Source organism: Geodermatophilus dictyosporus (genome assembly GCF_900115505.1).
In the GTDB taxonomy this organism is placed as follows: domain Bacteria; phylum Actinomycetota; class Actinomycetes; order Mycobacteriales; family Geodermatophilaceae; genus Geodermatophilus; species Geodermatophilus dictyosporus.
Genome location: NZ_FOWQ01000011.1, coordinates 83,099 through 102,492 on the forward strand (window position 1 = coordinate 83,099; position 19,394 = coordinate 102,492).

Here is a 19,394-nt window from a genome sequence, read left to right on the forward strand (position 1 = left end):
TGGCCGCGTGGTGCTGGAGCTGACGCGACCGATCGTGCAGGCGCCGATGGCGGGCGGGCCCTCGACACCGGCGCTGGCCGCCGCGGTGTCGGAGGCCGGCGGGCTCGGCTTCCTCGCCGCGGGCTACCGGACGCCGGAGGCGGTGCGCGACGACGTCCGGGCGGCCCGGGAGCTGACCGGGGCGCGGGTCGGCGTCAACATCTTCCTGCCCGGGCCGCCCGGCGACGACGAGGCGGTGCGCCGCTACGCCGCCGAGCTTCGGGCCGAGGCCGACCGGTGGGGCGTCGAGCTGGGCGAGCCCCGCGCCGACGACGACGCCTGGGAGGCCAAGGTCGCCGTCTGCGTGGAGGAGCGGGTGCCGGTGGTGTCGTTCACCTTCGGCCTGCCCCGCCCGGACGTCGTCGCCGCGCTGCACGACGCCGGCGCGCTGGTGCTGGTCACCGTGACCACGCCCGAGGAGGCGGTCGCCGCCCGGGACGTCGGCGCCGACGCGCTGGTCGTGCAGGGCGTGGAGGCCGGCGGGCACCGCGGCGGCTTCCGCGACGACGACGGGGTGGGGGAGTACGGGCTGCTGGCGCTGCTGCGGCTGGTCGCCCGGGCCGCGGACCTGCCGATGGTGGCCGCCGGCGGGCTGGTCGACGGGCCGTCGGTGGCCGCGGCGCTGGTGGCCGGTGCGGAGGCCGCCCAGCTGGGGACGGCGTTCCTGGCCTGCCCCGAGGCGGGCACCGGCCCGGCGCACCGCGAGGCGCTGACGGGCTCCACCGGGACGGCGCTGACCCGCGCCTTCAGCGGCCGGCGCGCCCGCGGGCTGGTCAACCGCTTCCTCGCCGAGCACACCGCCGCCCCGTCGGCCTACCCGCAGGTGCACCACCTGACCACGCCGCTGCGCGCCGCCGCCCGCACGGCCGGGGACGCCGGCGGCGTCAACCTGTGGGCCGGGCAGGCCTACCGGCTGGTCGAGCCGCGGCCCGCCGGCGAGCTGGTGCGCCGGCTGACCGACGACGCCCGCGCGGCCCTGGCCCGCGCTGCCGGCTGCTGAGCGCGGGGCCTCAGGGCAGCAGGCCGAGCCGCCGGGCGCGGACGACGGCCTCCAGGCGGGTGTGCGCGTCGAGCTTGGTCATCGCCGAGCCCAGGTAGCTCTTCACCGTCTCCGGCCGCAGCGACAGCCGGGCGGCGGCCTCCCGGTTGCTGCAGCCCAGCGCCACCTGGGTGAGGACGTCGACCTCGCGGCCGGACAGGTGCACCGGCACGGTCCGTTCCGGCACGGCCTCCTCCCGGCTGCCGCCGAGCGCGGCCAGCCGGGTGCAGGCGGCCAGCAGCCGGTCGCGCAGCTCGGTGTCGTCGGTGGCCTGGGCGACCAGCCGCAGGTCGGCGTGCACCGCGCGGACCTCCTCCCACCGGACGGGGTCCTCCGCGGGCGGCGGGCCGGAGGAGGCCGCGGCCATCAGCGCCAGCCGGCGGTCCACCTCGTCGCGGACGGCGAGCTCGGCGGCCATCCGCGCCGCCGCCCGGCCCAGGGCCTCGCGCACCCGGTCGCCCACCGACCCGTTCTCCCGGCTGGCGGCGTAGAGCACCGCCCGCGGGTGGCCCCCGACCAGCACCGGTGCGGCGGCCACCGTGCACAGCCCCTCGGCCAGCACCGGGCCGTCGTAGTCGTGGGTGATGTCGAGCGCGCTCGAGTAGTCCTCCACGCCGGCCGGCCGGCCCTCCCGCAGCACCCGCCCGCCGAGGCCCGCGCCCGAGCGCACGTCCAGCCCGCGCAGGAACCGGGTGCGCGCGCCGACGATCTCCTCGATGCGGACGCTGCCCGTGCCCACCGGGCCGGCGAACGCCACGCTCATCCCCGAGCCCGCGCGGACCTCCCGGACGGCGGCGCGCAGCGCGTCGCGGTCGTCGGGACGCGCGGCTGCCGGCAGGGACACGCAGGACCTCCTCGCTCGGCGGCGACGCCGGTGACCCCGGTCACGTTACCGCAGGTCACCGAGCCGCCCGGCGGCCCCGGCCGCCCCCCGTCCGACCGGCGCGAACGGGGGTGGTGGCGCGCGCGGGCCCGGGCGGACCATGCACCGGTCCGCACCCCGTCCGACGAGGAGTCGTCGATGCCCGGCACCGCCACCTCCGCCTACCGCGCCGCCCGCGACCGGCTGCTCGCGCTGCGCGGCGACCCCGTGACGGCGGCCGCCGAGTTCCGCTGGCCGGCGATCGAGGGGCCGTTCAACTGGGCGGTCGACTGGTTCGACGAGATCGCCCGCGGCGTCGACCGGCCCGGGCTGGTCATCAGCGAGGAGGACGGCAGCGAGGGGCGCTGGTCGTTCGCCGAGCTGTCCCGCCGCTCCGACCAGGTGGCCGCCTGGCTGCGCGAGCGGGGGGTGCAGCGCGGGGACCGCGTCGTCCTCATGCTCGGCAACCGGGTCGAGCTGTGGGAGGCGATGCTCGCCGTCATGAAGCTGGGTGCGGTGATCATGCCGACCACCACCGCGCTCCCGCCGGCCGACCTGACCGACCGCATCGGCCGCACCGGCGCCCGGCACGTGGTCGCCGACGTCGCCGAGGCCGGCAAGTTCGCCGACGTCCCCGGCGACTACGGCCGGGTGGTCGTGGGCGGTGAGGCCGCCGGCTGGGCGCCCTACGCCGACGCCGCCGGCGCGCCCGACCGGCCGCTGGGCCACCCGGGCACCGAGCCCGGCGACCCGCTGCTGCTGTACTTCACCAGCGGCACCACCAGCCGGCCCAAGCTCGTCGAGCACACCCAGGTCAGCTACCCGGTCGGGCACCTGTCGACGATGTACTGGCTGGGCCTGCAGCCCGGCGACGTGCACCTCAACATCAGCTCGCCCGGCTGGGCCAAGCACGCGTGGAGCTGCTTCTTCGCCCCGTGGGCGGCCGAGGCCACCGTCTACCTGGCCAACTACCGGCGCTTCGACGCCGACGCGATGCTCACCCGGGTCCGCGAGGCCGGCATCACCACCTTCTGCGCACCCCCGACGGTGTGGCGGATGCTCATCCAGGCCGACCTGTCGGGCGGGCCCGGGCAGCTCCGGGAGGTCATCGCCGCCGGCGAGCCGCTCAACCCCGAGGTCATCGAGCAGGTGCGCCGGCACTGGGGGCTGACCCTGCGCGACGGGTACGGCCAGACGGAGACGACGGCGTCGGTGGGCAACCCGCCCGGCGCGGAGGTGCGGCCGGGCTCGATGGGGCGCCCGCTGCCGGGCGTGCCCGTGGTGCTGGTCGACCCGGTCACCGGGGAGCAGGGGGACGACGGCGAGATCTGCCTGGACCTCTCGCAGCGGCCGCTGAGCCTGATGACCGGCTACCAGGGCGACCCCGAGCGGGCGGCCGAGGCGATGGCCGGCGGGTACTACCACACCGGGGACGTGGCGACCCGCGACGCGGACGGCTACATCACCTACGTCGGGCGCACCGACGACGTGTTCAAGGCCAGCGACTACAAGATCAGCCCGTTCGAGCTGGAGAGCGTGCTCATCGAGCACCCGGCGGTGGTCGAGGCCGCCGTCGTCCCGGTGCCCGACCCGGTCCGGCTGGCCGTGCCGAAGGCCTACGTCACCCTCGCGCCGGGCTGGGAGCCGGGGCCGGAGACGGCGCTGGCGGTGCTGCGGCACGCGCGCGAGCGGCTGGCGCCGTTCCTGCGGGTGCGGCGGGTGGAGTTCGCGGAGCTGCCCAAGACGATCTCGGGCAAGATCCGCCGGGTCGAGCTGCGCGAGCGCGAGGCGGAGCTGGCGCCGAGGGGCACCGGCACCGACTACGCCGACACCGACTTCCCGGAGCTGCGGGGGAGCTGAGGTGCGCGCCGGCGCGGTCGTGCTCTGACCACAGGTGCAGTCAGAGCACGACCGCGCCGGACCGGCTCAGCGGTCGGCGTCGGTGTAGACGACCATCCCGCGGATGTTCTTGCCGTCGCGCATGTCCTGGTAGCCCTGGTTGATGTCCTCGAGCGAGTACTTCGTGGTGGCCAGCTCGTCGAGCTTGAGCTGGCCCTCCTGGTAGAGGCCGAGCAGCTCGGGGATCGCCGCCCGCGGGGCCAGGCCGCCGAAGATGGCGCCCTGCAGGTCCTTCTGCAGCAGCGTCAGCTCGAAGAGGCTGAGCTTGACGTCGGTGTTGGCGGCGTTGCCCATGCCGGTGACGACGGCGCGGCCGCCCTTGCCGGTGAGGCTGAGCGCGGTCTGGACGTCCTCGCCCTGGATGTCGCCGACGGTGATGATCGTCTTGTCCGCCATCCGGCCCCAGGTCAGCTCGTTGACCTTCTCGGTGGCCTCCTCGGCGTTCTCGAACACGTGGGTGGCGCCCAGGTCCATGGCCCACTCGCGCTTGCGGGCCACCGGCTCGATGACCATGACCCGCTTCGCGCCGGCCGCGGCCGCGCCCTGGACGGCGTTCATGCCGACGCCGCCGGCGCCCATGACGACGACGTTCTCCCCGGGGCGGACGTCGGCGACCTTGGTGGCCGACCCCCAGCCCGTGGTGACCCCGCAGCCGACCAGCGCGGCGATCTCCAGCGGGATGTCGGGCTCGATCTTGACCACCGAGGCCTGGTGCACGGTGATGTAGGGCGAGAAGGTCCCGAGCAGGCACATCGGGATGACGTCCTTGCCCTTCGCCTGCACGCGGTAGGAGCCGTCGGAGATCGCCGTCCCGGCCAGCAGGTTGGCGCCCAGGTCACAGAGGTTCTGCATGCCCTTCGAGCACGGCGGGCACTGCCCGCACGCGGGGATGAACGCGGTGACGACGTGGTCGCCCTCCTGCAGCCCGGTGACCCCCGGGCCCACCTTGGTCACCACGCCGGAGCCCTCGTGCCCGCCGATGACCGGGTAGAACGCGACCGGCGTCGCGCCGTGGACCAGGTGCTCGTCGCTGTGGCAGAGCCCGGAGGCGGCCAGCTGTACCTGGACCTCGCCCTCCCGGGGGTCACCCAGCTCGATCTCCTCGACCGACCACTCCTCGCCGATCCCCCACAGGATCGCGCCCTTGGTCTTCAACCCTCGTCCCTCCGTCCGGCCCGCCCTCGACGGCGGCGTCCCGGCGCGTGTGCGCCGCGCCACAGACTCTTTCGGTCCGGAACCCCCGTCAAGTGCAGGGGACGCTGGTCAGCGGCCGGGGTCGACGGTGACCGCGCTGAAGGGCAGGTGCGGCTCGACCCACGGGAACACGACGAACAGCAGCAGCGCGCAGGCCGCCAGTGCCAGCAGCAGCGACAACGCCGCACGGGTCGCCGTCCCGCCCGGCAGGGAGCGCCAGATCCAGCGGTACACGTCCCTCCTCAGCCCTCGGTCAGGGCCGGCGGCCCGTCGGGTGCCTGCTCCCGCGTCACGCCGGGACCGTCGAGGACGGCGTGCACGACCAGCCGCTGCTGCGCGGAGTACCGCGGGTGGCAGGTGGTGAGGGTCAGGTAGGCGCCGGTGGGGCCTGCCTCCGGGTCGCCCGGGGTCGGCGCGATCACCTCCGTCTGCGAGGGCGCCACGACCTGCACGCCCGGGATGCCGCTGGGGTCGGCCGTCACGTCGCCGGTGACCGGGTCGCCGAGGACGCGGTAGGTGAACCAGCCGTCGGCGGTCTCGACCACGACCGGGTCGCCCGGGCGCAGCGCGTCGAGGTCGAGGAACGGCGAGCCCCGGCCCACCCGGTGCCCGGCGAAGGCGGCGTTGCCGCGCTCCCCCGGGGCCGCCGTCCCGGCGTAGTGGCCCGGGCCCTGCGACAGCTGGTCCTCGGTGGTGCCCTCCAGGACCACCCGCGACCAGTCCTCGCCCAGCCGCGGCACGTGCAGCACCACGTACGGCCGGCCCACGGCCACCGGCGCCGGGGGCGCAGGTACGGGGGCCGGGTCCCCGGCGGGCGGCGCCGCCGTCCACTCGGTCCGCAGCCGGTCGGCGAGCCGGTCCTGGTCGCGGGCGGTGAACAGGTCGGTGACCCAGAGCTGGTAGACGACGTAGAGCAGCAGGACGACGCCGACGGTGACCAGCGTCTGGCCCAGGCCGCTCGCGAGCGTGCGCCACGCGTCGGCGCGGGCGACCGGAGGGGCGTCTGCCATGGCCGGACCACGATGCCAGCCGCCCGCGGCCGGTCGGCGACACTGGGCGGCGTGTCGGGTCCCGCGCCGGTGGTCGTGGTCGGCGCCGGCCCCGTCGGCACCACCGCGGCCCTGCTGCTGGCCCGGCGCGGGCTCGACGTGCTGCTGGTCGACCGCCGCCGGCACCCCTACGGCCTGCCCCGGGCGGTGCACCTCGACGACGAGGCGCTGCGGGCGCTCGCCGACGCCGGGGTGGCCGGGGAGTTCCTCGCGCGCAGCCGCCCGATGGCGGGGCTGCGGCTGCTCGACGCCCGGCACCGCGTCCTCGCCGAGTTCCGGCGGCGGCCGGACGCCGGCCGGCACGGCTGGCCCCAGGCGTCGATGTTCCACCAGCCCGACCTCGAGGACGTGCTGCGCGCCGCGGTCGCCCGGTCCCCGCGCATCGAGGTGTGCCGCGGGGCCGAGCTGGTCGGCGCGGAGGAGGCGGACCGGTGCGTCACGGTCACCCTGCGGGACCCGGACACGGGAGCACGCCGCGACGTCGTCGCCTCGGCGGTGCTGGGCTGCGACGGCGCGCGGAGCACCGTGCGCGACCTCGTCGGCGCCCGGATGCGCGACCTCGGCCGCCCCGACCGGTGGCTGGTGGCCGACCTGCGCTCGACCGCGCCGCTGCCGGTGTGGCCGGGCGTGCACCAGGTCTGCGACCCGGCCCGCGCGGCGACCTTCATGCCCGTCAGCGGCGACCGGTACCGGTTCGAGGCGCGGCTGCTCCCGGGCGAGAGGCCGGGCGACGTCGACCTCCCCGGCCTGCTCGACCCCTTCGGCGCCCGGGACGCCGAGGTGGTGCGGGCGGCCGAGTACGTGCACCGCGCCCAGGTGGCCGACCGCTGGCGCCGCGGGCGGGTGCTGCTCGCCGGCGACGCGGCCCACCTCACCCCGCCGTTCGTGGGCCAGGGCCTCGGCCTGGGGCTGCGCGACGTGCACCAGCTGGCCTGGAAGGTCGCCGACGTCGTCACCGGGGCGGCCGGGGAGGACCTGCTCGACACCCACCAGGCGGAGCGGGCGCCGCACGCGCGGGCCCTGGTGCGGCTGGCCGCGCTGGTCGGGCGGCTGATGACCGGTGGGGGAGCGGCCGCGGCGCCGGTGCGCCGGGCCGTGCTCGCGGCCGTGGGGCGCGTCCCGGCCCTGGCCGCCTACGCCACCGACAGCCGGACGCCGGCGCTGCGCCGCGGGCCGCTGGTCGACCGGCGCGGCCGGGCCGGTCGCCGGCTGGCCGGGACGCTGGTGCCCCGGGCCCGGGTGCGCGTGGACGGCCGGGAGTGCCGGCTCGACGACGTCCTCGGTTCCGGGCCGGCCGTGCTCGAGCTGGCGGGGGGCGCGCTGGTGGTCGGGGCCGGCGGACGGCGGCGCGCGGTCGAGGACGTCGACGGCGCCCTCACCGCGTGGCTGCGCGCCGGCCGGGCCGCGCGGGTCACCGTCCGGCCCGACCGGATCGTGGGATCGGCGCGCTGAGGCGTCGGCCGGGGTCCTCGGGGTAGGAGCCCGCGCATGCAGATCGACAAGGACACCATCCTCCAGCTGCTGCGCTCCCAGGGCGACGACGCCAAGGCGCAGCAGGCCGACCAGGAGCTCCCCGGCCAGGTGGACACCGACCAGCACGCGGGGCTGCTGCAGAAGCTCGGCCTCGAGCCCGCCGACCTGATCCGCATGGTGACCGGCGGCGGGGGCCAGGGTGGCGGCGGCCTCGGTGGGGCGATCGGCGGCATCCTCGGCCGGTAGCCGGCCCGCCGGTCCTCCCGCCGTCCGCCCGGGCGGCGGGAGGACCCGCCGCCGTCCAGTCGCGCACGACTCTGTGACGGACGTCACGAGCCCGGCTATCGTGGGCGGGCCGCCCGCTCCCCGGAGGTCGCCGTGCCCGTCGCTGACCGCGCACCCGCTCCGCCGTCCCGCCCGACGCGGTGACCGCCGTCCCCCTGCGGGCCGGCCCGTCCGTCACCCGCCTCCCGGTCGACCACGACCCGTGGCCGCTCCCGGAGCCGGCGGGCGCCCCTGCCCGCGGCGGGTTCACGAAGTACCTGGTGCCCGAGGTGGTCTTCGGCTGGGGTGCGCTGTCCGAGGCGGGGTTCGCCGCCCGCCGGCTGGGCGCGCGGCGCCCCTTCGTGGTCACCGACGCGGGGCTCGTCGAGGCCGGCTGGCTCGCCGAGCTCGCCGGGCACCTCGCCGACGCGGGGCTGCGGCCCACCGTGTGGTCGGGGCCGACGCCCAACCCCAAGGACGCCGAGGTCGCCGAGGGCACCCAGCGCTACCTGGAGAGCGGCTGCGACGTGATCATCGGCCTGGGCGGCGGCTCGGTGATCGACGCAGCCAAGGCCGTCGCCGTCGTCGCGAGCAACGGCGGGCACATCCTCGACTACGAGGGCGTGGACAAGGTGACCGCGGCGATCCCGCCGACGGTCATGTGCCCCACCACGGCCGGCACCGGCGCCGACGTCTCGCAGTTCGCCGTCATCACCGACACCACCCGCCGGCTCAAGGCGACGCTGATCGGCCGGGCGCTGGTGCCCGACATCTCGGTCACCGACCCGCGGCTGCTCACCACGATGCCCGACGACCTGGCCGCCGCCACCGGCCTCGACGCGCTCACCCACGGCATCGAGGCCTACGTGTCCCGGGCGTCCGGGCCGCTCACCGACGTGCACGCGCTGCACGCCGTCGAGCTCATCTGCGGCTCCCTGCGCCGCACGCTGCGCGTCCCCGGCGACACCGCGGCCACCACCGACATGGCGCAGGCGTCGCTGGAGGCCGGGCTGGCGTTCACCAACGCGATCCTCGGCGCGACGCACGCGATGAGCCACCAGGTCGGCGGCCTGCTCGACGTGCCCCACGGGGTGGTCAACGGCGTGCTGCTGCCGCACGTCATCCGGTTCAACGCCCGCGCGGTGCCCGAGCGCTTCGTCCCGGTGGCGCGGGCCATGGGCGTCGACGTCAGCGGGCTGCCGGCCGACGTGGTCGCCGAGGTGACCGCCGACGTCGTCAGCCGGCTGGCCGCCGACCTCGGCTGCCCGAGCCGGCTGTCCCAGCTGGGGGTCACCGAGGCCGACGTGGAGACCCTGGCGACGACGACGCTCGGGGACGCCTGCCTGTCCACCAACCCCCGGGACGCCGACCGCGCCGACGTCGCCGCGCTGTTCCGGGCCGCGCTGTGACCGCCGGGTCCCCGGAGGGTGCCGGCCGATGAGCGCGCCGGGGATCCCCGAGCTCACCGGGCTGCGCTCGTCCAAGCCCAGCTGGTACGCCGAGTACCGGCAGACCGCCGAGAACCTGCACCGCGCGCTCGACCAGCTCGGGCACATCGCGCAGGTCCTGTCGGCCACCGGCGAGGGCGCCGACGCGCTGTGCCGGGCCGTCGTCGACGCGACCGCCGAGCAGGTCGGCGCGCCGTGGGTGGTGCTCGCCCTCGCCGACGACGCGCTGCCGCTGGCCCGGCCCCGGCTGGTGGGCCGCGGGCCGGCCGGCCGGCCGGTGGGGGAGCCGGCCGCGCTGCCCGGGGTGGTCGCCGGGCCGGTGCGGGCGGCGCTGGCGGCCGCGGGCACCGAGCCGTGGCAGACCACCGAGGGGGCGGTCGTCGTCCCGCTGGTGGTCGACGGCGACCCGGTGGGCGCGCTGGTGGCCTGCGGCGGTCCGCGGCGCACGGCCACCCCCACCGACCTGACGATCCTGCGGATCGTGGCCAACCAGTCGGCCGTGGCGCTGCACGCCGACCACCTGCTGGCCCGGTCCGAGGCGCTGCGCCGGCAGACCGAGCGGCTCTACGCCGAGGCCGACCAGCGCGCCTGCGACCTCGCCGAGCGGCACCGCCAGCTCGCCGAGGCCGAGCACCGCCTCGACGTCGCCGCCCAGCGGGAGGCCGTCGACGCCGAGCGGCACCGGATCGCCCGCGAGCTGCACGACAGCGTGGCCCAGCACGTGCTCTCGGCCGGGATGACGATCGAGTGGTGCCGCCCCGAGGTGGCCCACCACGCCGAGGTGCACGAGCGGCTCGGGCACGCCAAGGCGCTCACCCGCGAGGCGGTGGAGCGGCTGCGCGGCGCCATCCACGCGCTGTCGGTGCACGAGGGCGACGCCCCCGGCCCCGGGCTGCCGGCGCTGCTCGACCGGCTGCCGACGGTGCCCGGGCTGGTGGTCGCCGTCCGGGTGGAGGGCCGGCCGCGGGTGCTGCCGCCCGAGGCCGAGCACCAGCTGTTCCGGATCGCCTCGGAGTGCCTGTCCAACACCGCCCGGCACGCGCGGGCCACCCGGGCCACCGTCCGGCTGGGCTACCGGCCCGCCGAGCTGCGGCTGTCGGTGGCCGACGACGGCACCGGCGACCCCGAGACGCTGCGCCGGGCGCTGCGGGCCGCGGCCCGGCGCGACGACGGCTACCACCGCGGGCTGCGCAACATCGACTCCCGCTGCCGCGAGCTCGGCGCCTCGCTGCGGTTCACCCGCGCCCGGCTGGGCGGGGTGCGCGTGGAGGTCCGGCTGCCCCTCGTCCCCGAGTTCGCGACCCCGGAGGAGACCGGTGACTGACCCGATCCGGCTGGTGATCGTCGACGACCACGCCATCGTCCGGCAGGGCCTGCGCTCCATCCTCGAGCGGGAGCCGGACATCGAGGTCGTCGGCGAGGCGGCCACCGCCACCGACGCGCTGGACCTCGTCGCCGCCGCGCGGCCGCACATCGTGCTGCTCGACCTCAAGCTGTCGGCGGGTTCCGACGTCGCCGGGCTGAGCCTGTGCGGCGAGCTCACCGCCCGCGCGCCGGCCCCCGGCGTCCTGGTCGTGACCACGTTCCTCGACGAGCGGCTGGTGCTCGAGGCGATCCAGAGGGGCGCCCGCGGCTACGTGCTCAAGGACGTCGACGCCGTCGCGCTGGTGGCCGCCATCCGGGCGGTGCGCCGCGGGGAGAGCGCCTTCGACAGCCACAGCGCGGCGATGGTGGTGCGCTCGCTGGCCGCGCCGGCGACCGCGCCGCCGTCGTCCCCGGAGCTGACCGGCCGGGAGCGGGAGGTGCTGACGCTGCTGGCCCGCGGGCTGTCCAACGAGGCGATCGGCCGGGAGCTCTACATCTCGGCGACGACGGCGAAGTTCCACGTCACCAACCTGATGCGCAAGCTGTCGGTGTCCCGCCGCGCCGAGGCCGTCTACGCCGGCTCCAAGCTCGGCCTCATCTGACGGCCCCCTGCAGGGGTCCTCCCTCAGGCCTCGGCGACGCGCCTGATCGCGGCGAGCGTGACCGGGATCCCCTCGTGCGCCATCCGGGTGCGCAGCTCCACCTGCTCCGGCGCCTGCTCCCCGTAGCGCTCGGCCATGAACGCCAGGCCGTCGGGCAGGAACGCCCAGGACTCGGTCAGCCGCGTGCCGCCGTCCACCGGCTCGAGCGTGTAGCCCCAGCGCGCCCGCGAGCCGCCGACCACCCACGCGAACTCCCGGCCGCGGTCGGCGGCGACCACCTGGCTGCGGGTCTCCCACGTGCGCTCCGGGGTGACGTTGCGGCCGGTGAACCAGTCGCCCACCGCCCCGGTGGCGCCCTCGTCCCACCAGCAGGCCACGCAGACCGGGCTCCACTCACCGGTGCGGGTCACGTCGCTGACCAGGTCGTACACCGCCTCCGGCGGGGCGGCGACGACGATCGAGTCGGAGAAGGTGCGGTCCGCGGTCACCCGGGGAGTCTCGCACCGGCACCCGGCCGCGGGGGACACGCCGACGACACGCGGGGACACGCTCGGGGTGGTCCACGACACGCCCGATCCGGTTCCACAACTGGTGACGGGCGCGCCGGGCGGCGCCGTCCGGCCGTGTCGGCCCGCGTCCGGCCGACCCTAGCCTGCCGCGGCATGACGACCACCGCGACGAGGTCCGGACGGGTCCCCCTCGGCGACCGGACCGTGCACCGCCTGGGGTTCGGCGGCATGAAGCTCACCGGGCCGCGGGTCACCGGGCCCCCGGCCGACCGGGGCACCGCGCTCGCCGTCCTGCGCCGCGCCGTCGAGCTGGGGGTCGACCACGTCGACACCAGCGGTCTCTACGGGCCGCACGTGGTGAACGACCTGATCCGCGAGGCGCTGCACCCCTATCCCGAGAGCCTGGTCATCGTCACCCGGGTCGGCGCCCGCCGGACGCCGGAGGGCGGCTGGGACGAGGCGCTGACGCCGGGGGAGCTGCGCCGGTCGGTCGAGGAGGACCTCGAGCACCTCGGGCTCGACTCGCTGCCCGTCGCCAACCTGCGGATGCCGGGTCTGGGCGAGCCCGCGGAGCGCTCGGTCGGCGAGCCGCTCGAGGCGCTGGACCGGCTGCGGCAGGAGGGGCTGGTCCGGCAGCTCGGGATCAGCCACACCACCGCCCGGCAGGTCGCCGAGGCGCGCGGCATCGCGCCGCTGGCGTGCGTGCAGAACCACTACAACCTGATCCACCGCACCGACGACGCCCTGGTCGAGGAGCTCGCCCGGGACGGGATCGCCTACACGGCGCTGGAGGGCGTCTCCTACACGTCGTTCTTCCCGGTGGGGGAGATGGGCCCGGCCCAGGCGGCGGCCCTGGACGCCGTCGCCCGGCGGGTGGGGGCGGCCCCCGTGCAGGTGGCCGTCGCGTGGCTGATGACCCGCTCCCCGAACGTGCTGGTCATCCCGAGCGCCACCTCGATCGCCCAGCTGGAGCACCTGCTCGCGGCGGTCGAGGTGGCACTGGACCCCCGGGACACCGAGGAGCTGGACCGCGTCGTCACCCTGGGCGGACCGCCCCCCGGCGGGCCGCCGGCGTGGGGCGGCCGCTGATCAGCGGGAGGAGGCGCGGGTGACCACGTCGGTGGCCCAGCTCTCCAGCCCCGAGTGGTCGCGGATGACCTCCACCCGGTCGCAGTACTCGGCGTACGCGGGCAGGTCGCAGCCGCCCAGCGCCCAGGAGTAGCGCGGCTCGGGGGTCAGCCAGATCGTCTCGCGCACCCGGCGGGTCAGGTCGCCGAAGACGTCCAGCCGCGGGCTGTTGCCGTTGCCGCGGCCGTCGCCGAGCACCAGCAGCGTGGAGCGGCGGGTGAAGGCGCCGGAGTGGTCGGCGGCGAGCGTGGCGAACACCGTGCCGTAGTCGCTCGAGGCGTCGACGTCGATGACGTCCCCGCCGAACACCAGCCCGAGCGCGTGCTCGAGGGGGTGCTCGTCGAACAGGTCGGTGATCTCGACGACGTCGTCGACGAAGGCGAACGTGCGCACCTGCGCGAACATGTCCTGCAGCGCGTGGACCACGTGCAGGCTGAACCGCGCCGTCGTCCGCACCGACAGGCTCACGTCGGCCACCACGACCAGCCGCGGCTTGTCCTCGGCCAGCCGGGTGGTCACCGGCCGGAACGGGACGCCGTCGTAGCGCAGGTTGCGGCGCATCGTGCGGGAGACGTCGACCCGGCCGCGCGGCGACTGCCGCTTCTTGTGGGTCAGCCCGCCGTGCAGCGAGGTGGCCAGCCGGCGCAGCGACTCCTCGATCCGCGCGCGCTCCGACTCGGTGATCTTCTCCACCGGTGCCCGGGCCAGCTCGCGCTCCTCGATGGCGAGTTCGGTCATCTCGGCGAGCTTCTGCAGGTGGGCGGCGAGCAGCTCGGGCAGGTCCTCGATCACCCCGGCCAGCTGGCGGCGCAGCGCCTCGGCCACCTCCGGGTCCAGGTCGCCGACCGGGTCGGCCAGCCAGTCGCGCAGCGCCTGCTGCTGGGCCACCGTCAGCTCGACGTCCATCGGCGTGCCGCCCGCGCGCACCAGGTCGCCGGGCAGGCCCGGGTCGTGCAGCCGCGACACCTCCAGCTGCACCTGCTGGGCGTCGTCGGCCGGCCCGGCGGGGCTCTCCGACGACAGCACGATCTGCTGCGTCAGCGAGGCCAGGTCGATCTTGTTCGCCTCCTGGTGCAGGTTGTACTGCGCGGCGAGGTCGGCGGGGTCGAAGAAGTCGCGGATGTCGACCGGCTTGCCGTGGCTGTGTCCCTCCTGGACGTCGGTCGGCGGCTCCTGCGACCACGTCATCCGGGTCAGGTCGCCGGTGTCCTCGAGGTCGTCGTGGGCGTGCCCGTGCCCGTCGGCGTCCTCGACCACCGGCCGGAGGCTGAAGAACCGGGCGAAGGTGTCGGCGAAGACCTCGGCGTCGCGGCGGTCCTTGAGCAGCGCCGCCCCGAGCGCGGCCTCCAGGGCGGCCCGGTCGCTGACCCCCACGGCGGCCGCCGCGGCGAAGGCGTCCACGGCCTCGGCGGTGGACACCCGCATCCCGCGCAGCCGCAGCAGCCGGACGAACCGGTGCAGCGCCCCCTCCATCAGACCGGCCGGCGCCGCGCGCCGCCGCGGTTGCCGGGGGCGAAGGAGCGCGTCCCCTGGCCGGTGCCCACCTTCCTCGGAGCGGCCGGCGCGTCCGCGGGACCGCCGCGGGCGCCGAAGGAGTCGTCGTGCCGGCCGGGGGTGTCCTTGGCCGCCCGCACCCTCCGGCCGTCGTCCGCGGGGTGGTCGCCGTGGTCGCCGTGGTCGCCGTGGTCGTGGCTGTGGTCGTGGCTGTGCCCGCCGTGGGTGTGCGACCCGTGCGAGTGGGCGTGCCCGTGCCCCTGGTCCTGGGACGAGGGCACCGTCGCGTTGGGGTCGACCAGCCGCGGCAGCGCCTGCCGCGAGCGCTCCACGTCGCGCTCGTACTTGGCGACGACGGAGACGGTGTCGGCGAGGACCGCGGCGTCGAGCTCGCTGACGCCGAGCACGGCCAGCGTGCGCGCCCAGTCGATGGTCTCGGAGATGCTCGGCGCCTTGCGCAGGTCCAGGCCGCGCAGGCCGCGCACGACGTCGACCAGCCGCTGCGCCGCGGCGTCGCCCAGCCCCGTCCTCTTCGACCGCAGGATCTCCAGCTCGCGGTCGGCGTCGGGGTACTCGAGGAACAGGTGCAGGCAGCGCCGCTTGAGCGCGGCCGACAGGTCGCGGGTGTTGTTCGACGTCAGGACGACGTAGGGGGCCTGCTTCGCGACGAACGTGCCGAGCTCGGGGACGGAGACCTGGTACTCGGCGAGCATCTCCAGCAGCACCGCCTCCAGGGCCTCGTCGGCGCGGTCGACCTCGTCGACCAGCAGCACCACCGGATCCTCCGACCGGATCGCCTCCAGCAGCGGCCGGGGCGCGAGGAAGCGCTCGTTGAAGAACGCGCTGTCGGCGCCGGCCACCCGGTCCACCGCCGCCTCGAGGGTGTCGGTGTCGGCCAGCAGCTGGGCGGTCTTCTCCCGCAGGATCTGCGTGTACAGCAGCTGCTTGCCGTAGTCCCACTCGTAGAGGGCCTTGGTCTCGTCCTGGCCCTCGTAGCACTGCAGGCGCAGCAGCCTGCGGCCGGTGGCGGCGGCCAGCGTCTTGGCCAGCTCGGTCTTGCCGACCCCGGCCGGGCCCTCGAGCAGCAGCGGCTTGGCCAGGCGGCTCATCACGAACGTCGTCGTCGCCAGCCGCCGGTCGGTGATGTACCCCTGCTCGGCGAACGCGCGGGCGACGTCGTCGGGGCTGTCGAAGTCGGCCGGCGCGGAGTCGGCGGGGACGGGCTGGACGGTCAACGAGGCTCCTCGTGCGAGGGAGAGGGGCGGGGTGACGGACCCGTCACCCCGCCCCACGGGAGGTCGGTCAGGACAGCAGGTCGTCGAGGTCGCCGTTCATGCAGTGCTCGACCACCGGCCGGACCGTCTCGAACGTGCACTCCTTGGCGTTGCCCGGGGTGCAGGCGTCGCCGAGCACGTGGTGGGTGATCCGGTCGATGTCGGTGTCGTCGCCCTTGATGACGCCGGCCTGCTCGTAGAACTTCGTCGGGCCCTGGCCCAGCCGGTTCTTCGAGTAGCTGTCCTGGGTGACGTCGGTGAACTTCTCCGGGATGCCCACGTCGCGCAGCAGCCGGACGGCCGCGGCGAGTGCGGCGTCGGCGGCCTGCGGGGCGGTCATGCCGTGGGTGTCCACGCCCATGGCCTCGGCGATGTCGGCGAAGCGCTGGTACTGCGTGGGCATGTTGAACGCCCAGACCCGGGGCAGCGCGACGGCGTTGTTCAGCCCGTGGTGGGTGTCGTAGAAGGCGCTCACCGCGTGGCTGATGGAGTGGATGATCCCCAGGCCGCCGGAGTTGAAGGCCTGCGCGGCGATGTACTGGGCGTACATCATCCCCTGCCGGCCGCCGAGGTCCTGGCCGTTCCACACCGCCTGGCGCAGGTGCTGGTTGGTCAGCTTGACCGCGTACAGGGCGTTGCCCAGCGACGGCGGGAAGTCCAGCCGGGAGACGTAGGGCTCGCTGGCGTGGGCGAGGACGTCGAAGCCGCACTGCGCGGTGTAGTCGATCGGGCAGTCGAAGTAGAGGACCGGGTCGTCGATCGCCAGCGTCGCCAGGCAGTGGTCGTCGAAGGCCACGTACTTGTGCGGGTTGTCCGGGTCGGTCGTGGTGTCGGTGATGACGTAGGCCCAGGAGGTCTCCGACCCGGTGCCGGCCGTCGTCGAGACGGCGATGTGCGGCGGGTTCTTCGGGTTCTCCGACTGGTTGAAGCCCTCGAACTCGTTGACGCTGCGGCCGTCGTGCGCGACCGAGATGCGGGCGCCCTTGCAGGCGTCGTGGCTGGAGCCGCCGCCGATGGAGACGAAGCTGTCGCACTGGTTCTCCTGGTACAGCGCGACGGCGTCCATGACGTTGTAGTCCTTGGGGTTGGACTCCACCTTGTCGTAGACGACGACCTCGAGGCCGTGGTACCGCATCGACTCGGCGATCTTCTCGACGATGTTCGACCCGCGCAGGCCCGACGTCATGATCAGCGTCTTCTTGAAGCCGAGCTTGAGCGCCTCGGGGCCGATGATCTCGTGCGCGCCGGGGCCCATGAGCGCCCGGGGGAACGGGTGGAACTCCTTGATGGGGAAGGGCTTGAGGAGTTCTTCGACCTGCATGGGAGGGGTCCTTCCGTTCGCCTGCGGAGCCGTCGGGCGGGACCGTACGAGCGGCGCTCCCCCCCGCGGCAGGGGTCGCGGGGCGGAACCGGCCGACCGGAGGAGCAGGTCGGGCCGTCCGGTCAGGTGCACCTGCCCGACCGGCCAGGGCCGTCGGCCCCTGCCGCCGGGACGGCGGGCATGCTGCGGGGGTGACCACTGCCACGACCTACGACGTCGCCGCCGTCCGGGCGGACTTCCCCGCGCTGCGGGCCGGTGCCGCGCACTTCGACGGGCCGGGCGGCTCGCAGGTCCCGCGCCAGGTCGCGCACGCCGTGGCGGCCACCCTCGGCTCGCCGATCGCCAACCGCGGCTCGGTCACCGAGGCCGAGCGCAACGCCGACGCCGTCGTCGTGGCCGCCCGGGCCGCGGTCGCCGACCTGGCCGGCGGCGACCCCGGCGGCGTCGTCTTCGGCCGGTCCATGACCCAGCTGACCTACGACCTGTCCCGCGTGCTGGCCGCGGGGTGGGGCCCGGGCGACGAGGTCGTGGTCACCCGCCTCGACCACGACGCCAACGTCCGGCCGTGGGTGCAGGCGGCCGCCGCCCGGGGCGCCACCGTCCGCTGGGCCGACCTCGACCCGGCCACCGGCGAGCTGGCGCCCGAGGCGGTCGCCGCGGTGCTCAGCGACCGCACCCGGCTCGTCGCCGTCACCGGCGCCTCCAACCTGATCGGCACCCGCCCCGACGTCCCGGCGATCACCACCCTGGCCCACGAGGTGGGTGCGCTCGCCTACGTCGACGGCGTGCACCTGACCGCGCACGCGGCCGTCGACGTCGCCGCGCTCGGCGCCGACCTCTACGCCTGCTCGCCCTACAAGTTCCTCGGCCCGCACCTGGGCTGCGTCGTCGCCGCGCCGGAGCTGCTGGAGACGCTGCACCCGGACAAGCTGCTGCCCTCCACCGACGCCGTCCCCGAGCGCTTCGAGCTGGGCACGCTGCCCTACGAGCTGCTCGCCGGCACCACCGCGGCGGTCGACTACCTGGCCGCGCTCGGCGGGGCCGACGGCGACCGGCGCACCCGGCTGGTCGCGGGCATGGCCGCCGTCGAGGCGCACGAGGACCGGCTGCGGCAGCGCGTCGAGGACGCCGTCGACGGGCTGCCCGGCGTCACGCTGTGGTCGCGCGCCCGGCACCGGACGCCGACGCTGCTGCTCACCTTCGCCGACCGGCCGGCCGCCGAGGTGTCCCGCGCGCTGGCCGCCCGCGGCGTCAACGCCCCGGCCGGCACCTTCTACGCGATCGAGGCCTCCCGGCGGCTGGGCCTCGGCGACACCGGCGGGCTGCGCGTGGGGATGGCGCCCTACACCGACGACGCCGACGTCGACCGCCTGCTGGAGGGCCTGCGGGAGGCCTCGGCCTGACCGCGGCGTCGCCGCACCCGGGGGTCCTGTCCACCGGGTGTGCACGCCGCGGACCCGGGGTCTCCCGGACGACGCTGCGTGCACGCGCCGCGGTGCCTCAGCGCAGGTCGGGGAAGCCCGCCGCCAGCTGGCCGAACGCCGTCCGCAGGGCGTCGGCCAGGGACGGCGCGGCACCGGAGATCCAGGCCTCGAACGCCGTCGTCGCCGCGGCCCGCGTCGCCGTGGCGACCAGCCGGGGGACCAGCGCCGTCGGGCCCTCCCCGCAGCGGCGGGCCACGTACCCGGCCACCACCCGGTCGACGTCGGCGTAGCGCACCTGCGAGTGCGCCAGCAGCGCCGGCTCCGTGAGGATGAGCCGCATCCGCTGGCGCAGCAGCGGCAGGTCGGCCTCGGCGTAGTCGTTGACCTCGACGTAGGCGGCGAAGACGGCGGGCAGCACCGGGACGTCGTCGCCGGCCGCCTCGAGCAGGCCCGCCAGCCGGTCGACGTGCGCGGTGAAGTCACCCCAGACGGCGTCGGCCTTGCTGCCGACGTGCCGGAAGAAGGTGCGCCGGCTGGTGTGCGCGGCCGCGGCGATCTCCTCGATCGTCACCTGCTCGAAGCCCGCGGCGGTGAACAGCTCCAGCGCCGCCTGCTCGATGCGCGCCCGGGTCGCCGCCCGCACGCCGCCGACCGCGCGCGGGGCGGCCGGGCCGGTCCGGGGGACGACGGCCACGGCTCGGCCCAGCGGCATGCTCACGTCCCCATCCTGGCCCACCCGGTCGGACGGGGGCGCCCCGACCGACCGGACGGGGGACCGTGACCGCGGACACCGGCGCCCTTGCCGGTGGCACCCGGTGTCTCTAACGTCCTCGCCATCCCCGTCCCCCGGAACCCGGAGGTCCGCATGCCCGAGACGACCCAGACCGAGACGCAGGCCGAGATCCAGACCGCCGTGGCCGAGGAGGCGCTGGTCGAGGAGTCCCTCGTCGAGGAGGTCTCCATCGACGGCATGTGCGGCGTCTACTGAGCCGACGGCCCAGGTCCCTCCG

19 protein-coding genes are annotated in these 19,394 nt (G+C 76.0%); 10 read left to right on the forward strand and 9 right to left on the reverse strand.

What is annotated here, in order from left to right:
• The first annotated feature begins 7 nt into the window (after window positions 1-7).
• The gene (locus BMZ33_RS21275; RefSeq protein WP_091116269.1) at window positions 8-1,039 is read left to right on the forward strand and encodes a nitronate monooxygenase; all 1,032 of its coding nucleotides are present in this window, start codon (window positions 8-10) and stop codon (window positions 1,037-1,039) included.
• A 10-nt stretch (window positions 1,040-1,049) separates the two neighbouring features.
• Here the strand turns inward: BMZ33_RS21275 and BMZ33_RS21280 are convergent, their stop codons facing one another.
• Window positions 1,050-1,922, reverse strand: coding sequence for a LuxR C-terminal-related transcriptional regulator (locus BMZ33_RS21280; protein WP_169064682.1), 873 nt, complete (start codon window positions 1,920-1,922; stop codon window positions 1,050-1,052).
• A 177-nt stretch (window positions 1,923-2,099) separates the two neighbouring features.
• Between BMZ33_RS21280 and BMZ33_RS21285 the strand changes: the two genes are divergently transcribed.
• Window positions 2,100-3,800, forward strand: coding sequence for an AMP-binding protein (locus tag BMZ33_RS21285; RefSeq protein WP_091116627.1), 1,701 nt, complete (start codon window positions 2,100-2,102; stop codon window positions 3,798-3,800).
• Between the two features lie 66 nt (window positions 3,801-3,866).
• Here the strand turns inward: BMZ33_RS21285 and BMZ33_RS21290 are convergent, their stop codons facing one another.
• The 3 genes from BMZ33_RS21290 to BMZ33_RS21300 form a co-directional block, all read right to left on the reverse strand.
• Complete coding sequence (locus tag BMZ33_RS21290; protein WP_091116273.1) at window positions 3,867-4,994, reverse strand: NDMA-dependent alcohol dehydrogenase; 1,128 nt, start codon at window positions 4,992-4,994, stop codon at window positions 3,867-3,869.
• 108 nt (window positions 4,995-5,102) lie between these two features.
• Entirely contained in the window at window positions 5,103-5,267 is a 165-nt protein-coding gene (locus BMZ33_RS23585; RefSeq protein ID WP_091116277.1) for a hypothetical protein, read from the reverse strand.
• Window positions 5,268-5,275: 8 nt separating this feature from the next.
• Window positions 5,276-6,043: a class E sortase gene (locus BMZ33_RS21300; protein ID WP_091116279.1), complete on the reverse strand. Its 768-nt coding sequence runs from the start codon at window positions 6,041-6,043 to the stop codon at window positions 5,276-5,278.
• Between the two features lie 51 nt (window positions 6,044-6,094).
• Here BMZ33_RS21300 and BMZ33_RS21305 point away from each other — a divergent pair, with 51 nt between their 5' ends.
• From BMZ33_RS21305 to BMZ33_RS21325, 5 genes are all read left to right on the forward strand, one after another.
• Entirely contained in the window at window positions 6,095-7,534 is a 1,440-nt protein-coding gene (locus BMZ33_RS21305) for a bifunctional 3-(3-hydroxy-phenyl)propionate/3-hydroxycinnamic acid hydroxylase (protein ID WP_091116283.1), read from the forward strand.
• Window positions 7,535-7,570: 36 nt separating this feature from the next.
• Window positions 7,571-7,801 carry a hypothetical protein gene (locus tag BMZ33_RS21310; protein ID WP_091116287.1) on the forward strand — a complete coding sequence of 77 codons (231 nt, stop codon included), beginning with the start codon at window positions 7,571-7,573 and terminating at the stop codon, window positions 7,799-7,801.
• Between the two features lie 179 nt (window positions 7,802-7,980).
• Window positions 7,981-9,228, forward strand: coding sequence for an iron-containing alcohol dehydrogenase (locus BMZ33_RS21315; protein WP_169064683.1), 1,248 nt, complete (start codon window positions 7,981-7,983; stop codon window positions 9,226-9,228).
• 28 nt (window positions 9,229-9,256) lie between these two features.
• Entirely contained in the window at window positions 9,257-10,591 is a 1,335-nt protein-coding gene (locus BMZ33_RS21320; RefSeq protein ID WP_091116290.1) for a GAF domain-containing sensor histidine kinase, read from the forward strand.
• Window positions 10,584-11,234: a MadR family response regulator transcription factor gene (locus BMZ33_RS21325; protein WP_091116294.1), complete on the forward strand. Its 651-nt coding sequence runs from the start codon at window positions 10,584-10,586 to the stop codon at window positions 11,232-11,234. The genes BMZ33_RS21320 and BMZ33_RS21325 overlap by 8 nt, the downstream gene beginning before the upstream one ends.
• Before the next feature lie 23 nt (window positions 11,235-11,257).
• On the opposite strand, the gene BMZ33_RS21330 is transcribed toward BMZ33_RS21325, so the two are convergent.
• Window positions 11,258-11,722 (reverse strand): SRPBCC family protein, encoded by a 465-nt coding sequence (locus BMZ33_RS21330; protein ID WP_091116297.1) that lies wholly within the window; start codon window positions 11,720-11,722, stop codon window positions 11,258-11,260.
• 174 nt (window positions 11,723-11,896) lie between these two features.
• On the opposite strand from BMZ33_RS21330, the gene BMZ33_RS21335 reads away from it, so the two are divergent.
• A complete protein-coding gene (locus BMZ33_RS21335) occupies window positions 11,897-12,832 on the forward strand; it encodes an oxidoreductase (protein WP_091116300.1) in 936 nt (311 codons plus the stop codon).
• Here the strand turns inward: BMZ33_RS21335 and BMZ33_RS21340 are convergent, their stop codons facing one another.
• The 3 genes from BMZ33_RS21340 to mdo all read right to left on the reverse strand — a co-directional run bounded on the left by BMZ33_RS21340 (window position 12,833) and on the right by mdo (window position 16,960).
• Window positions 12,833-14,344: a VWA domain-containing protein gene (locus BMZ33_RS21340; protein WP_091116303.1), complete on the reverse strand. Its 1,512-nt coding sequence runs from the start codon at window positions 14,342-14,344 to the stop codon at window positions 12,833-12,835.
• A complete protein-coding gene (locus tag BMZ33_RS24305; RefSeq protein WP_169064684.1) occupies window positions 14,344-15,600 on the reverse strand; it encodes an AAA family ATPase in 1,257 nt (418 codons plus the stop codon). The genes BMZ33_RS21340 and BMZ33_RS24305 overlap by 1 nt, the downstream gene beginning before the upstream one ends.
• Before the next feature lie 67 nt (window positions 15,601-15,667).
• Window positions 15,668-16,960, reverse strand: coding sequence for an NDMA-dependent methanol dehydrogenase (mdo, locus tag BMZ33_RS21350; RefSeq protein ID WP_091116307.1), 1,293 nt, complete (start codon window positions 16,958-16,960; stop codon window positions 15,668-15,670).
• Between the two features lie 191 nt (window positions 16,961-17,151).
• Here mdo and BMZ33_RS21355 point away from each other — a divergent pair, with 191 nt between their 5' ends.
• Entirely contained in the window at window positions 17,152-18,363 is a 1,212-nt protein-coding gene (locus tag BMZ33_RS21355) for a cysteine desulfurase-like protein (RefSeq protein ID WP_091116310.1), read from the forward strand.
• Window positions 18,364-18,460: 97 nt separating this feature from the next.
• On the opposite strand, the gene BMZ33_RS21360 is transcribed toward BMZ33_RS21355, so the two are convergent.
• Window positions 18,461-19,096: an acyl-CoA-like ligand-binding transcription factor gene (locus BMZ33_RS21360; RefSeq protein WP_091116637.1), complete on the reverse strand. Its 636-nt coding sequence runs from the start codon at window positions 19,094-19,096 to the stop codon at window positions 18,461-18,463.
• Window positions 19,097-19,249: 153 nt separating this feature from the next.
• On the opposite strand from BMZ33_RS21360, the gene mftA reads away from it, so the two are divergent.
• Window positions 19,250-19,372 carry a mycofactocin precursor MftA gene (gene mftA, locus BMZ33_RS21365; RefSeq protein ID WP_091116314.1) on the forward strand — a complete coding sequence of 41 codons (123 nt, stop codon included), beginning with the start codon at window positions 19,250-19,252 and terminating at the stop codon, window positions 19,370-19,372.
• Window positions 19,373-19,394: the final 22 nt, after the last annotated feature.

What these genes read in the sequence shown, in the direction of transcription:
- BMZ33_RS21310 (WP_091116287.1), top strand. Translation starts at nt 7,571, where the DNA reads ATGCAGATCGACAAGGACACCATCCTCCAGCTGCTGCGCTCCCAGGGC.
- BMZ33_RS21285 (WP_091116627.1), top strand. Translation starts at nt 2,100, where the DNA reads ATGCCCGGCACCGCCACCTCCGCCTACCGCGCCGCCCGCGACCGGCTG.
- BMZ33_RS21360 (WP_091116637.1), bottom strand. Translation starts at nt 19,096, where the DNA reads ATGCCGCTGGGCCGAGCCGTGGCCGTCGTCCCCCGGACCGGCCCGGCC.
- BMZ33_RS21300 (WP_091116279.1), bottom strand. Translation starts at nt 6,043, where the DNA reads ATGGCAGACGCCCCTCCGGTCGCCCGCGCCGACGCGTGGCGCACGCTC.
- BMZ33_RS21340 (WP_091116303.1), bottom strand. Translation starts at nt 14,344, where the DNA reads ATGGAGGGGGCGCTGCACCGGTTCGTCCGGCTGCTGCGGCTGCGCGGG.
- BMZ33_RS21320 (WP_091116290.1), top strand. Translation starts at nt 9,257, where the DNA reads ATGAGCGCGCCGGGGATCCCCGAGCTCACCGGGCTGCGCTCGTCCAAG.
- mdo (WP_091116307.1), bottom strand. Translation starts at nt 16,960, where the DNA reads ATGCAGGTCGAAGAACTCCTCAAGCCCTTCCCCATCAAGGAGTTCCAC.
- mftA (WP_091116314.1), top strand. Translation starts at nt 19,250, where the DNA reads ATGCCCGAGACGACCCAGACCGAGACGCAGGCCGAGATCCAGACCGCC.
- BMZ33_RS21335 (WP_091116300.1), top strand. Translation starts at nt 11,897, where the DNA reads ATGACGACCACCGCGACGAGGTCCGGACGGGTCCCCCTCGGCGACCGG.